12 protein-coding genes are annotated in these 14557 nt (G+C 39.2%); 3 read left to right on the top strand and 9 right to left on the bottom strand.

What is annotated here, in order from left to right; translation table 11 throughout:
• The first annotated feature begins 400 nt into the window (after positions 1–400).
• The gene (locus AC3E9F_RS06755; RefSeq protein ID WP_263394177.1) at positions 401–1849 is read left to right on the top strand and encodes an APC family permease; all 1449 of its coding nucleotides are present in this window, start codon (positions 401–403) and stop codon (positions 1847–1849) included.
• A gap of 106 nt (positions 1850–1955) precedes the next feature.
• Here the strand turns inward: AC3E9F_RS06755 and polA are convergent, their stop codons facing one another.
• The 9 genes from polA to AC3E9F_RS06800 all read right to left on the bottom strand — a co-directional run bounded on the left by polA (position 1956) and on the right by AC3E9F_RS06800 (position 12693).
• Positions 1956–4589 carry a DNA polymerase I gene (gene polA, locus AC3E9F_RS06760; RefSeq protein WP_263394178.1) on the bottom strand — a complete coding sequence of 878 codons (2634 nt, stop codon included), beginning with the start codon at positions 4587–4589 and terminating at the stop codon, positions 1956–1958.
• A gap of 57 nt (positions 4590–4646) precedes the next feature.
• The gene (locus tag AC3E9F_RS06765; protein ID WP_490672948.1) at positions 4647–5774 is read right to left on the bottom strand and encodes an N-acetylmuramoyl-L-alanine amidase family protein; all 1128 of its coding nucleotides are present in this window, start codon (positions 5772–5774) and stop codon (positions 4647–4649) included.
• Between the two features lie 94 nt (positions 5775–5868).
• Positions 5869–6135, bottom strand: a complete 267-nt coding sequence (locus tag AC3E9F_RS06770; protein ID WP_000128621.1) for a Veg family protein — start codon at positions 6133–6135, stop codon at positions 5869–5871.
• Positions 6132–7490: a replicative DNA helicase gene (gene dnaB / locus AC3E9F_RS06775; RefSeq protein ID WP_251938711.1), complete on the bottom strand. Its 1359-nt coding sequence runs from the start codon at positions 7488–7490 to the stop codon at positions 6132–6134. Before dnaB ends, AC3E9F_RS06770 begins: the two co-directional genes overlap by 4 nt.
• A gap of 42 nt (positions 7491–7532) precedes the next feature.
• Positions 7533–7985 (bottom strand): 50S ribosomal protein L9, encoded by a 453-nt coding sequence (rplI, locus tag AC3E9F_RS06780; RefSeq protein ID WP_049494446.1) that lies wholly within the window; start codon positions 7983–7985, stop codon positions 7533–7535.
• Entirely contained in the window at positions 7982–9955 is a 1974-nt protein-coding gene (locus AC3E9F_RS06785) for a DHH family phosphoesterase (protein WP_263394180.1), read from the bottom strand. Before AC3E9F_RS06785 ends, rplI begins: the two co-directional genes overlap by 4 nt.
• Positions 9956–10107: 152 nt before the next feature.
• Complete coding sequence (hpf, locus tag AC3E9F_RS06790; protein ID WP_263394181.1) at positions 10108–10656, bottom strand: ribosome hibernation-promoting factor, HPF/YfiA family; 549 nt, start codon at positions 10654–10656, stop codon at positions 10108–10110.
• A gap of 79 nt (positions 10657–10735) precedes the next feature.
• Positions 10736–11398 carry a ComF family protein gene (locus AC3E9F_RS06795; RefSeq protein ID WP_263394182.1) on the bottom strand — a complete coding sequence of 221 codons (663 nt, stop codon included), beginning with the start codon at positions 11396–11398 and terminating at the stop codon, positions 10736–10738.
• Positions 11395–12693, bottom strand: coding sequence for an ATP-dependent helicase ComFA (locus tag AC3E9F_RS06800; RefSeq protein ID WP_490672949.1), 1299 nt, complete (start codon positions 12691–12693; stop codon positions 11395–11397). The genes AC3E9F_RS06795 and AC3E9F_RS06800 overlap by 4 nt, the downstream gene beginning before the upstream one ends.
• A gap of 55 nt (positions 12694–12748) precedes the next feature.
• Between AC3E9F_RS06800 and AC3E9F_RS06805 the strand changes: the two genes are divergently transcribed.
• The gene (locus AC3E9F_RS06805) at positions 12749–13384 is read left to right on the top strand and encodes a YigZ family protein (RefSeq protein ID WP_263394184.1); all 636 of its coding nucleotides are present in this window, start codon (positions 12749–12751) and stop codon (positions 13382–13384) included.
• A gap of 193 nt (positions 13385–13577) precedes the next feature.
• On the top strand, positions 13578–14504 hold the full coding sequence (gene cysK / locus AC3E9F_RS06810; RefSeq protein WP_263394185.1) for a cysteine synthase A: 927 nt from the start codon (positions 13578–13580) through the stop codon (positions 14502–14504).
• Positions 14505–14557 lie beyond the last annotated feature (53 nt).

Below are 14557 nucleotides of genomic sequence, written 5' to 3' on the forward strand. Positions count from 1 at the left end.
AAAGGGGTTTTCTTATCCATATAAAGTTTTCCACAAGCTGTGAATAACTTTCAACTTTTCTTTGGAAAATAGTTTCAAGTTTTTCCAAAATGTTTTCCAATCCAAGTCTATAGGATTTACAACCGAACACAGTCTGCAAATCTTGTTATACCAAGGTTTACAAAGACTTCATTGTTTTCCATTCTATCAATTTTATCTCCACTTCTCACATCAAAACTAGAAAGAGACAGTTGTTGTTGACACCTTGAGTTATCCACACGTTGTGGATAACCTTTTCTCAACCAACAAGCCCTACTCCCTATCTGTTAGCTAGTTTTTACATTTTTTATAGTAAATTTAAAATTTTGTTAGGCGCTTTCAAAAAACATGATATACTGAAATTATCAGAAAAGGAGACATTATGAAAAAAGATCAACACCAACTGAATTGGCTGATGGTTTCTCTGATTGCCTTCAACATGGTTTGGGGGCTAGGAAACGTCGTCAATAACTATTCTCAACAGGGAATTTCAGTCGTCGTATCTTGGATTTTAATCCTCGCGCTTTACTTCATCCCATACTCACTCATCGTCGGACAACTCGGTTCTACCTTCAAGGAAAGCGGTAGCGGTGTTAGTGACTGGGTTGAAAAAACATCAACCAAACGTCTAGCTTACTTTGCTGCTTGGACATACTGGGTTGTTCACATTCCTTACCTCGCACAAAAGCCTCAAGGAATCCTAATCCCGCTCGGATGGGCCTTGCAAGGTAACGGACAGTTTCTAAAACAAATTGACATCCACTGGATTGTTATTCTCTGCTTACTAATCTTTGGACTTTTCCTCTACCTTTCTACAAAAGGTTTGACAACTCTTAAAGTCATTGGTAGTTTGGCAGGAAGTGCCATGTTAATCATGTCTTTACTCTTTGTGCTTTTGGCTGTCGGTCTACCTTTCATCAAACCAGACATCCAGTTTGCGACACCACACATGGATCAACTAAGCACCTACATTCCAAACTTTGATTTTTCTTATTTTACAACCATCTCACTACTGGTCTTTGCAGTTGGTGGTTGTGAAAAAATTTCCCCTTACGTGAATCAAACCCGCAACCCTGCGAAAGAATTTCCTAAAGGTATGATTGTGATGGCCATCATGGTCGGTCTCTCTGCTATCCTCGGTTCTGTTGCCATGGGAATGCTATTTGATGGCAATAATATCCCTGAAGACCTCATGCGTAATGGTGCTTATCAAGCCTTCCAAATGTTAGGAAATTATTGGGGCGTTGGAAACCTCTTTGTCGTAATCTATGCTCTTACAAACATGGTCGGGCAAATCGCGGCACTTGCCTTCTCTATCGATGCACCATTGCAAATCCTACTCAATAACGCTGACGAAAACTACATCCCAAGCTGGCTTCGTAAACGTACTGAAAAAGGTATCCTCATTAACGGTTACCTCCTTACAGGCGTCCTCGTTAGCCTTATCATCATCCTTCCAATTTTTGGTATTCAGGAAATTGACGGACTTGTAAAATGGATGACCAACCTCAATTCTATCGTAATGCCAATGCGTTATCTCTGGGTATTCCTTGCCTATATGATGCTCAATCGCGCTTGGAAAACATACAAAAATGCCGAATACAAGTTTGTGAACAATCCTAAGCTTGGCTTTATTATCGGTACTTGGTGCTTCCTCTTCACTGCATTTGCTTGTATCCTAGGTATGGTTCCAAAAATTAACTATGCTGAGAATCCAACTGCTTGGCAATTCTCTCTTCTTACAAACATCTTGACCCCAATTATTCTGATTGGTTTAGGTGTTATTCTACCAATACTTGCCAAAAAAGAACAAAAGAAACAAGTCAAATAATCTCTACTATTTGCCAGATAGTTCCACTTTTGTTTTTTTCCTGAAATAAAAATCCCTTTGAACAATAACGCTCAAGGGGATTTCTTTTTGTCTAATAGTCTATTTTTTATTTGGCCTCATACCAAGTCACGCCTTCATTTTCATCAGCAATCAGGGGCACACTGAGTTGAATGGCTTCTTCCATGGTTTGTTTGACAAGTTTTTTAATAGCAGCTAATTCTAACTTAGGCACCTCAAGTACAATTTCATCGTGTACTTGTAACAGCATCTTAGTCTGATAACCACCTGCTACCAAGGCTTTATCTAACTGAATCATAGCAATTTTGAGAATATCTGCAGCCGAACCTTGGATAGGTGAGTTGATAGCTGTACGTTCCGCAAAACCACGAATGTTAAAGTTACGCGAATTGATATCTGGCAACTCACGACGACGTTTGAAGAGAGTCTCTACATAACCCTTATCACGCGCTTCACGCACCACTTCATCCATGTAGTTTTTAATACCTGGGAAGCGTTCAAAGTAGGTATCGATATAGGCCTTCGCCTCTTTACGGCTAATGCCGAGATTATTCGATAAACCAAAGTCTGAAATTCCGTAAACCACTCCAAAGTTGACAGCCTTGGCATTGCGACGGTCATTCGGAGTCACATCCTCAGGACGTTCAATCCCAAAGACACGCATGGCTGTCGAGGTATGAATATCCGCTCCTTCTTGGAAGGCCTTAATTAAGTGTTCATCCTTAGAGATATGCGCCAAAACTCGCAACTCAATCTGTGAATAGTCAGAGCTGAGAAGGACACTATCTTCCCACTCGGGCACGAAAGCCTTACGAATGAGGCGGCCTTGTTCCAACCGAACCGGGATATTTTGCAAGTTAGGATCGACACTAGATAGACGCCCTGTCTGAGTCAAATCCTGCACATAGCGAGTATGAATCTTACCATCAGCTAAAATCCAATCCTGCAAACCAATCACATAAGTCGACTGTATCTTAGCAATCTGACGATAATCTAAAATTTTCTTGACGATTGGGGCAATAGGAGCAAGGCGCTCTAACACATCCACTGCTGTTGAATAACCTGTCTTGGTTTTCTTGGTGTATTCGAGGGGAAGACCTAACTTTTCAAAAAGCAGTTCCCCCAGCTGTTTAGGTGAGTTAATATTAAATTCCTCACCAGCTAGCTCATAAATCTCTTGAGTTAGCTTTTCAATAACAAGCTCATTTTCTGCCTGCATCTCGACTAGGGTTTCTTTTTTAACCTTAATCCCAGCGATCTCCATCCTAGCAAGAACAAAGGCCAGAGGCTGCTCCATCTCATAGAGGAGGTCTAATTGCCCGTTTTCACTTAATTTTTCAAGTAAGACAGGCTCTGTCTCCACCAATACAGCAACCTTACGAGCTAAGTGTTCCAAGAATTTATCTCTCTCAGGGATAGCTTTCTTGACCCCCTTGCCGTAGAAGGATTCATCATCCATCAAATAAGTTTGTCCGTAGAGACTAGCAATGGTTGAAATTTCATTATTCTCGACAGTAGAGAGAAGGTATTTGGCCAAGCGACTGTCAAAAGCAGGAGCCTGCAAGTCCAAACCAAAGCGATTTAAGAGGACTTTAGCTTTCTTAAAATCATAAACTTTCAGAGGTGTTTTTTCTAGAAAATCCTTAAGAATTGGATCTTGCAGAAGTTCCAACTTATCTGTCGCATAGAGCTTATCTCCACAAGACCAAGCAAAACCAACCAAATCATCTGTATGATAGTTTTCACCAAAAAGTTCAAAGTGGAAGATGGAGTCGGCACTCAACATCTCTTCACTCACTTTGTCCACCATGGTGAAATTTAATGTCTCAGCTTGATTAGACTGAGAAGCATTCAAGGCTTGTTTGAGCTGCTTAAAGCCCATCTCATCGTAGAACTTCCCAAGACTTTCAACATCTGGACCACTATAGACCAAGTCATCTAGGCCAATCTCGATTGGTGCCTTGGTATCAATCGTTGCCAGTGTTTTAGACAAAAAGGCTTGTTCCTTGTCATTAACAAGATTTTCCTTCATCTTGGAAGCCTTCATGCCATCGATATTTTCATAAATACCTTCCAGCGATCCGTGTTCTAACAAGAGCTTGATCCCAGTCTTTTCACCAATCTTGGTCACCCCAGGAATATTATCAGACTTATCCCCCATGAGTGCCTTGAGATCGATAAACTGAGCTGGTGTGATTCCCATCTTTTCCATGAGATATTCTGGTGTAAAGGCCTCAAACTCAGCCACACCTTTCTTAGAAATCTCAACCACTGTATGTTCATCCGTCAGCTGGATTAAGTCTTTATCTCCGCTGACGATTGTTACATCAAAAGATTCATTTTCAGCTAAGCGACCAAGAGTTCCAATGATATCATCCGCCTCATACTGAGCCAACTCATAATGGCGAATTCCAAGATGGTCTAGCAACTCACGAATGAAGGGGAATTGTTCCCGAAACTCATCCGGTGTCTTAGCACGTCCACCTTTATAATCTGCATACATCTCTGTTCGGAAAGTCGTCTTCCCTGCATCAAAAGCAACCAAAATATGGCTCGGCTGGACGCGTTCCAATAGGTGATTTAACATTAGATGAAATCCGTAGATTGCATTGGTATGTAGTCCATTGTCATTTTTAAAACGATCCAGTTGCTGGTAAAGTGCAAAAAATGCCCGGAAAGCAACTGAAGATCCATCAATCAATAATAATTTTTTCTTGTCCATACACCCATTATAAAGGAAAGCAGGGAAAAATACCATTGCTAAGAGTTAGATTATCGGTCAAGGCTTATTGGGATTTTTTTCAACTCGCGCACCATTGCTATCAACTTGGAAACCATCGATAGTCGTATCTACTGCCAATTCTCCAGATGCGTTCACGTAATAATATTTCCCTGAAACCTGGAACCACTGACTAGCCTTCATTGCTCCTGAGCTTTCAAGATAATACCAAATGCCTTTGTCCTTCAACCATCCCGTTTGCATTTCACCAGACGATTTCAGATAATACCACTTGGAACCGTCTTTTAACCAACCTGTTCTCATGGAACCATTGGTTTGGAAATAGTACCAACTTCCATTAATCTTTTTCCAACCAAGTGCGACTTTCCCATTTTCATAGTAATACCAAGTTGTCCCCTGTTTTTCCCATCCATTCTTAGAGGTTTCTGTTTTATTTAACGGGATATAGCGTCTGTTCCCACTTCGTGAAATATAACTAATCCATCTATAGCCATCCTTTTCAAGTGTTTGATCATAATGAACACTCATTCCAGGTTCATAGTAATCGATAATAGTAGATGTCAATGATGGCTGATTCATAATAGCTGCTTTTTCTGTAAAGTAGTGAGTTCCACTAGAAGCTAGTACAGATTGATTATTTCCTACACTAGCATTCCCCACATCTTTAAAATGAATGAACCCAGTCATAGTACTTGCTTTAACCGTCCTACGATGATACGTTTCTGTATAATCGTAATTGTACTCCTCGATTTCAACCATATCTCCAATCACGTTAGAAACCCAAGCTACGTGACCATGAGTTCCCCTCGTGCTCCAAGCAATAGCCCCAATCGCTGGTCTCTGATCCACACGATATCCTTCTTTTTGAGCTCGATAGCCCCATTCTTTCGCATGCCCATAAGCAGCTGGTAGTTCAAATCCATTAACACTACTTAATCGAAAAGCAGCAAAAGATGTACACTGTCTGGAGTATAGACGCCATTTATCAATATTTTGACTTCCATTTTTATAATAATAAGGATAATCATCTCCACGTGCCAACGATCCATTGTTTGCCTGGTTGGCATGAACAGTTCCGCCACCAAACAGAAAAGCTCCTGCTAACAATAGTGAAGCTGTACCCACAGTCGTTCTTTTAAGCAAAGTTCTCTTTTTACTAAATGCCATTCATTCTCCTTCGAATAGATAAATTTTTGAGGTTGACCTCATTTATATCATTCGAAAGAAAAAGAAAAAAGTGAGAAAACTCCCACTTTCAACCTTAATCCAAATAGTGAATCAAATTCTTTTCTGTTAAAATATCAGAATAGGTGAAGGATTCAACATAGACATTGGCTTGTTTATCTCCTTCAACATTTCCAAATTCAACGATAAAGAGTGATGGATAAACTTCGATAAGTTTTCCTAAGCGATTCTTTTGGCGTTTACGACCATTTTCTAAGGTCATTTCCACTACTTGTCCTTCATGCGCCTTGATTTCTTCTTTGATTTTTTTCATCTTGGCTACATCTGTAAATGCATCTGTCATCTTTGTTCCTCTCTCTTGGAAATACTTGAAAATTTGTTATACTCTTTTTGGAAAATCAATTCTACCGTTCCACGTGCCCCGCTACGGTTCTTCTCAATAATAACTTCTACTTTGTTATTAGGAAGACCTTCCTCTTCTTCGCCACCACGCTCATAATAGTCGTCACGATAAAGAAAGGCTACGATATCCGCATCTTGCTCGATAGATCCCGACTCACGAATATCTGATAGCACCGGTCTTTTATCTTGACGTTGTTCAACACTACGTGACAGCTGACTTAGCGCAATTACAGGCACCTTTAATTCTTTGGCCAGAATTTTCAACTGACGTGAAATCTCTGAAACCTCTTGTTGACGATTTTCACGACCAGTCCCTGTGATTAGCTGCAGGTAGTCAATCAAGATCAATCCAAGATTTCCTGTTTCCTGAGCCAATTTTCTGGCGCGTGATCGAATCTCTGTAATTCGGATTCCAGGTGTATCGTCAATATAGATGCTTGCTTTAGCAAGATTCCCCTGAGCAATCGTATATTTGCGCCATTCTTCTTCAGTCAGTTGTCCTGTACGGATAGAATGAGACTCTACTAGTCCTTCGGCAGCCAACATACGGTCGACCAAACTCTCTGCCCCCATCTCGAGAGAGAAAATTGCAACAGTCTTGTCAAGTTTGGTTCCAATATTTTGAGCAATATTCAAGGCAAAAGCAGTTTTACCAACCGCAGGCCGAGCAGCAAGAATAATCAACTCCTCCTCGTGCAAACCAGTTGTCATATGATCCAAATCTTGATAACCAGTTGCAATCCCCGTAATATCCGACGTTTGTTGCGATCGAACTTCCAGGTTTCCAAAGTTAAGATTTAGAATGTCTCGAATATTTCTAAAACCACTACGATTTGCGTTTTCACTGACATCTATCAAGCCTTTTTCTGCTTGAGCAATAATTTCATCTGCAGGGCTAGAGGCTTCATAAGCTTGGTTTACAGACTCTGTCAACTTAGCAATCAAACGACGAAGCGTGGCTTTCTCTGCTACAATTTTTGCATAGTATTCAGCATTTGCAGAGGTTGGTACAGAGTTGATAATCTCAACAAGGTAGGACAAGCCACCAATATTTTGCAAATCACCTTGATCATCTAATATCGTACGAACAGTCGTTGCATCAATGGCTTCGCCTCGATCTGACAAATCAACCATGGCTTGAAAAATCAAACGGTGAGCATACTTAAAGAAGTCTCGAGAGTCAATATATTCTCGAACAAATACGAGTTTACTCTCATCGATAAATATAGCTCCCAATACAGATTGTTCTGCCAAAATATCCTGGGGCTGAACTCGTAGTTCCTCTACTTCTGCCATCAGATTTTCCTTCCTTTTACAAAATCATTACTCAAATCTAGCTTAGCCTTCTTTTACACGAAGATTGATGACGCTAGTTACATCCTGATAAATTTTTACTGGAACATCAATCAAGCCAACTGCTCGAATTGGCGCTTGTACTTGGATGTGACGTTTATCAATTTTAATTCCAAATTGTTTTTGGAGCTCTTCCGCAATTTTCTTGCTAGTAATTGAACCAAAAGTTCTTCCATCTGGACCAACTTTTTCAACAAACTCAACAATTGTTTCTTCTGCTTCAAGTTTCGCCTTAATTTCTTGTGCTTCTGCAAGAAGTTGAGCATGTGCTTTTTCTTCAGATTTTTGCTTCCCGCGCAACTCACCAATTGCTTGTGAAGTCGCTTCTTTAGCAAGGTTTTTCTTAATCAAAAAGTTTTGCGCATAACCTGTTGGCACTTCCTTGATCTCGCCTTTTTTCCCTTTTCCTTTTACATCTGCTAAAAAGATTACTTTCATTCTTCTGTCTCCTTTTCTCTAATTTCATTAGAAATAACGGTTTTTAGTTTATCACCCGCTTCTTGCAGACTCATATCTGCAAGTCGAGCAGCTGCCAAGTTGAAGTGGCCTCCACCACCCAATTCTTCCATAATCCGTTGCACATTGATCTTACTTCGACTTCTTGCAGAAATGGAAATATCCCCTTGGCTGTTTTTTGCAATGACAAAGCTAGCTTCAATGCCAGACATGGCTAACATAGTATCAGCTGCTTTGCTAATCACTACCGTATCATACTCCTTAGTATCCTTGGCTTGAGCGACAAGAATTGAAGGTTGTACGGCCTGTCCTTGTAAGATTAGCTCATTAACCAATCGATACTCTTCAAAGTCAGTCGCCGCAAGTTCTTGAATTACAATACTATCACTACCACGTGTTCTTAGATAACTTGCCACGTCAAAGGTTCGGCTAGTCACGCGAGAGGTGAAATTCTTAGTATCCAGCATTATACCACCCATGAGAACACTAGCTTGGATACGACTTAAACGTGATTTCTTAGAGTTCTGGAATTGAATCAACTCGGTTACAAGCTCACTCGCACTACTTGCCCCACTCTCGATATAGGTGATAACAGCATTTTCTGGAAAATCCTGATCTCGTCTATGATGGTCAATAACAATCGTTTGTGTGAATAAATCATAAAACTCTTTTGACAAGGTCAAGGCCGTCTTTGAATGGTCCACCATCACTAGCAAGGAACGATTCGTGACCATTTCCATAGCCTGATTTAGAGGAAGAAGTTTTGTAACTCCCTCATTTTCTAAAAATTGAATGGCACGATGGATGTCCGGAGACATTTGTTCTGGATCATAGACTACATAACTTTCGTCCAAGACGTTACTAGAAAACAATTGCATACCGACGGCAGATCCCAAAGCATCCATGTCTAAGTTTTTATGGCCAACAATAAATACACAATCGACACTCTTCAATTTTTCAGAGATTGCCGTCATCATTGCTCTAGTACGTGTTCTTGTTCGCTTAATAGAAGCTGCAGAGCCACCACCAAAATAAATTGGATTCTTCGTTTCATCGTTTTCTTTTACAACGACTTGGTCTCCGCCCCGAACTTCTGCAAGGTTGAGATTGGATAAAGCAACTTTACCAATACTCTCATGATCGCCATCACCGTATGAAAAGCCCATACTCATGGTTAAGGCTAAATCTCTCTGCTTTGCTTCTTCACGGAAGGTATCAATCACAGAAAACTTTTCCTGCATCAAATGTTCCAATACCGTATAGTCAGTAAATAAGTAAAAACGATCCATGGTCACTCTACGAGAAAACATTTTATGTTTTCCGGTAAATTCTGCGACAAAATTCGCGACAAAACTATTAATATGACTGATATCTGATTCAGATGTTTCGTTCTCTAAATCATCATAATTATCTACTGAAATTATACCAATTACAGGACGACTCGTTACCAATTCTACTGTGGCTTCGTACTCTCCAGAAACATCGAAAAAGTAAAGCACACCAGAATTTCTATCTAGATGCACCGCATAACGTTTTTCTCCTACATTAGCATAAATACCAGGCGAAGATATGGATGTTTTTATAATTTCTTGAACTTGAGGAAGGTCAATTTCTCCATCTTCCGTTGTCAACATTAACTCTGAGTAGGGGTTGAACCACTCAATCTCACTACTTTCCATGTTTATCTTGACAACTCCAACAGGCATCTGTTCTAAAAGTGAACTTAAACTATCTTCCGCCTGATGGTTTACGTACTGGATCTGTTCAATTTCTGTTTTCTGATAAGATTTCTTCTGAAAATAAAATAGCAAAAGAAATGCCACCATCAAGAAAAATAAGCACGCTATTGTGACTAGGTTATTTTGAAGAAAAATAACTAATACAGTCATGATTATAAAGGCAATCCCGACAAATAAGTATACAAAAAAGGGATTCATTTCATTTTTTTTCATTATAAACCTCTTGCGCAATATTATACCATATTTGCACTAAAAAAGCGACCTTTAAAGAAGGAATAGCACTTGTACTCAGATGTAGTGCACATGAATACAAAAGGTGGTTTACACTAGTGTAAACCACCTTTTTAATCTAATCATACTAAGAATTATGATTCTTTTACTTCAAGAAGACCAATGTCTCCATCTTCGCGTCGATAAATGACATTCGTTGTTTCATCTTCAACATCAATGTAAATGAAGAAATCATGGCCCAATAGGTCCATTTGAAGAAGTGCTTCTTCAAGATCCATTGGTTTTAAATCAATTTGTTTTGAACGAACAACTTTAGGTTGAGCTGCATCTGCCTCTTCAACCAAAGCATCTGTAAATAATTGGCTAGTAGAAACTTTGTTTCTGTTTTTGCGTTCAATTTTAGTCTTATTCTTACGGATTTGACGCTCAATCTTATCTGTCACCAAATCAATAGATCCATACATATCTTGAGAAACGTCTTCTGCACGAAGGGTAATAGATCCAAGTGGAATCGTTACTTCTACCTTAGCAGTCTTTTCACGATATACTTTCAAGTTTACACGTGCATCTAGTTCTTGATCTGCTTGGAAGTATTTTTCGATCTTTTCGAGTTTAGAAACTACATAATCACGAATTGCTTCTGTTACTTCTAGGTTTTCACCACGGATACTATATTTAATCATATAAGTACCTTCTTTCTAAACATATTTGTTTTTCTATATTAATTATAACGCTTTCAAAAAATTATTGCAATCTTTTTCCTCATCTTACGAGGGAAAATGTTCTAACTTCTTCTGCACCTGCATTCTCAAGTAGTTTTTTCACACGATTCAGTGTCACTCCTGTAGTATATATATCATCAATCAATAAAATCTTTTTAGGAACCGTGGCGCCATCCTTAATAAAAAACGGAAGTTCAGTCGCTAAACGTTCTGAACGAGTTTTTGAAGAACTCGCTTTCTCTTCTCTTTTTTCTAAAAGTCTCTCATAAGAAAGGCCTGTAGCCTCTATTAATCCTGCAACCTGATTAAAACCTCTTGTTGCATATCTCTCAGGACTTAATGGGATTAAAAGAAAATGGTAGTCCTTATAGTTGATTAGAAAATCCCTCAAAATCGATGTAAAAACCTTTCGAAGTATATAATCACCATCAAATTTATAACGACTAAAAAAGTCTTTCATTGCTTGATTATAAACAAAAATTGCTTGATGCTTCACATCAATCCCTTCTTTACACCAAAGTTGACAGTCTTTACAAGAAGTTGACAGCCCTTTTTTATAACAGTTTGGACAATGTTCTTCCCCAATCCTTTCAAAGCTCAATAAACAAGTTAAACAGACTGAAGTCTCCTCTTTTTTCAACAAAAGTAGATTGTTAAAAGTTAGATTACTTTTCAAATGCTGTCCACATAGTAAACAAGTCATAAGCCAGCCTCCTTGTTCATCAATTTTATTTCTCTTATAGCATTCTTAATCGAACGATTTAATCCATCATGAAAGAACATTAAATCTCCAGTTGGTCTATCCATACTTCGACCTACACGCCCTCCAATTTGAACGAGACTCGATTTTGTAAAGAGGCGATGATTGGCTTCCACTACAACTACATCTACACAAGGGAAGGTAACTCCTCGTTCCAATATGGTTGTACTTATTAATATGGTTAATTCCTTATCCCTAAAAGCTTGAACTTGCTCTAATCTATCTTCAGTAACTGAGGATACGAAACCAATTTTCTCATTTGGAAATTTCTCTTGTAAGATTTCCTTCAACTTCTCTCCCTTTGTAATTTCTGATGCAAATATTAGTAAGGGGTAGCCAGTTCTTCTCTGGTTTTCAATATATCTTTTTAGCTTTGGTGGTAGGCGAAACCTATCCAAACATTTATCCAGATCAGATAGCCAAACGGGTTTGGGAATAATCAAAGGATTTCCATGAAACCGCCTTGGCAGGCTTAGTCGTTTTAGCTCCCCTAAGCAAACCTTTTTATCCAACTCATCTGTAGAAGTTGCTGTAAGAAAGATGCTGAGACCATCTTCCTTTACACAATTATTTACAGCGTTGTAAAGCATTGCGTTGTCAACATAGGGGAATGCATCTACTTCATCTACTATTAATAAATCAAAAGCATGATAAAACTTTAATAATTGATGCGTTGTTGCAACAACCAGTGGTGTTCGAAAGTATGGTTCAGACTCCCCATGCAGTAAAGCAATTTCACAGTCAAAATCGTTCTGTAGCCGCTTATGTAACTCTAAGCAAACATCTACACGAGGGCTGGCTAGACAAACTGCCCCACCGTCATTAATAACCTGAGCAACAACTTGATAAATCATCTCTGTCTTTCCTGCCCCAGTCACGGCATGAACTAGGGTAGGTTGCTGACTTTCTACCGCTTGAAGTAAACCTTCTGATACCTTCGTTTGAAATGGAGTCAATTGTCCCTGCCATTTAAGAACCTCTTGTTTTGGAAATTTTTCCTGAGGGAAATAATATAATCCTTGATCACTCCTAACTCGCTTCATCAACAGACATTCTCGACAGTAATAGGCATCAAGAGGCAAAGACCATTCCTCTTGGATCACACTATCACATCGTTGACAAACAAGCTTTCCCTTCTCTTTTTTCATACTCTGCAGTTTTACTGCCAGTTGTCGTTCTTCTACACTTAATTCCTGTTCGGTAAAAAGTCGGCCTAGATAATTTGGATTTATTTTCATACTTCTTTATTCGTAAAATCTAGAACTTTATCCTATTTTTTAGTACAATAAAAATATGGAATGTAGAACAATAAAAGAGGACGGACAAGTCCAAGAAGAAATCAAAAAATCTCGCTTTATTTGCCATGCAAAGCGTGTCTATAGTGAAGAAGAGGCTCGTGCTTTCATCACAGCTATTAAGAAAGAACACTATAAAGCGACTCACAATTGCTCTGCTTTTATAATCGGGGAACGTAGCGAAATTAAACGAACTAGTGATGATGGTGAGCCAAGTGGAACTGCTGGTGTGCCTATGCTAGGAGTTCTAGAAAATCACAATTTGACCAATGTTTGCGTGGTTGTTACTCGTTATTTCGGTGGTGTTAAGCTGGGTGCCGGAGGCCTCATTCGCGCTTATGCAGGAAGTGTCGCATTGGCAGTCCAAGAAATTGGCATCATTGAAATCAAAGAGCAAGCAGGCATTCAGATTCACATGACCTATGCTCAATATCAAGAATATGGGAACTTTCTTAAAGAACATCATCTTATAGAACTTGAAAGCAACTTTACAGATCAAGTTGAAACGATGATCTTTGTTGATAAAGAGGATAAAGAAGGTATCAAAGCAGCCCTTATCGAATTTTTCAATGGGAAAGTCACCTTAATAGACCAAGGTTTACGAGAAGTTGAAGTTCCTGTTGACTTAGCTTAAACAGGAAAAAAAATATAGTTTTCGGAAATGAAGCAATGGAGTCGCTGGAAATTTTAGCGAACAAAACCGTCTGAGAATTAACAGTTTTGATTATTGATATAAAAAAATCCTATCACTTTGATAGGATTTCTATATTTTACAAAAGGCAAAGTTAGCGTTATACTAGAAGCATCTTATATAAAGAGGTGCTAACATGGCTATTTATAACAATATCACTGAACTCATCGGAAAAACACCGATTGTTAAATTGAATAACATTGTACCAGAAGGTGCAGCAGATGTTTATGTAAAACTGGAAGCTTTCAACCCAGGTTCATCGGTTAAAGACCGTATTGCTCTTAGCATGATTGAAAAAGCAGAGCAAGAAGGGAAACTGAAACCGGGTTCTACTATTGTAGAAGCAACAAGTGGTAATACTGGTATTGGTCTTTCATGGGTTGGTGCTGCTAAAGGCTATAAAGTTGTTATCGTTATGCCTGAAACAATGAGTGTTGAACGCCGTAAAATCATCCAAGCTTATGGTGCTGAACTAGTCCTTACTCCTGGTAGCGAAGGGATGAAAGGTGCGATTGCGAAAGCGCAAGAAATTGCTGCTGAGCGCGATGGTTTCCTACCTTTACAATTCGTCAACCAAGCTAACCCAGAAGTTCACGAAAGAACAACAGGAGCTGAAATTCTAGCTGATTTCGGAACTGATGGTTTAGATGCCTTTGTTGCTGGTGTTGGTACTGGAGGAACTATTTCTGGTGTCTCTCACGCCCTTAAAGCTGCTAATTCAAACATTCAAGTTTTTGCAGTTGAGGCAGACGAATCAGCAATCTTGTCAGGTGAAAAACCTGGACCACACAAAATTCAAGGTATCTCAGCTGGATTTATTCCAGAAACACTTGATACGGAAGCTTACGATGGGATTGTTCGTGTAACATCAGACAATGCCCTTGCACTTGGCCGTGAGATTGGCGGAAAAGAAGGCTTCTTAGTAGGTATTTCTTCTGCTGCAGCTATCTATGCAGCTATTGAAGTTGCTAAAAAACTTGGAGCAGGTAAAAAAGTACTTGCACTCGCACCAGATAACGGAGAACGTTATCTATCTACAGCGCTCTATGAATTTGAAGTGTAGTCTCCTAAATACACAAAGCCCTTGTTAAAGGGCTTTTAAATTTTTATAAAAGA

This window comes from Streptococcus sp. SCPM-O-B-15277 (M60), assembly GCF_058200335.1.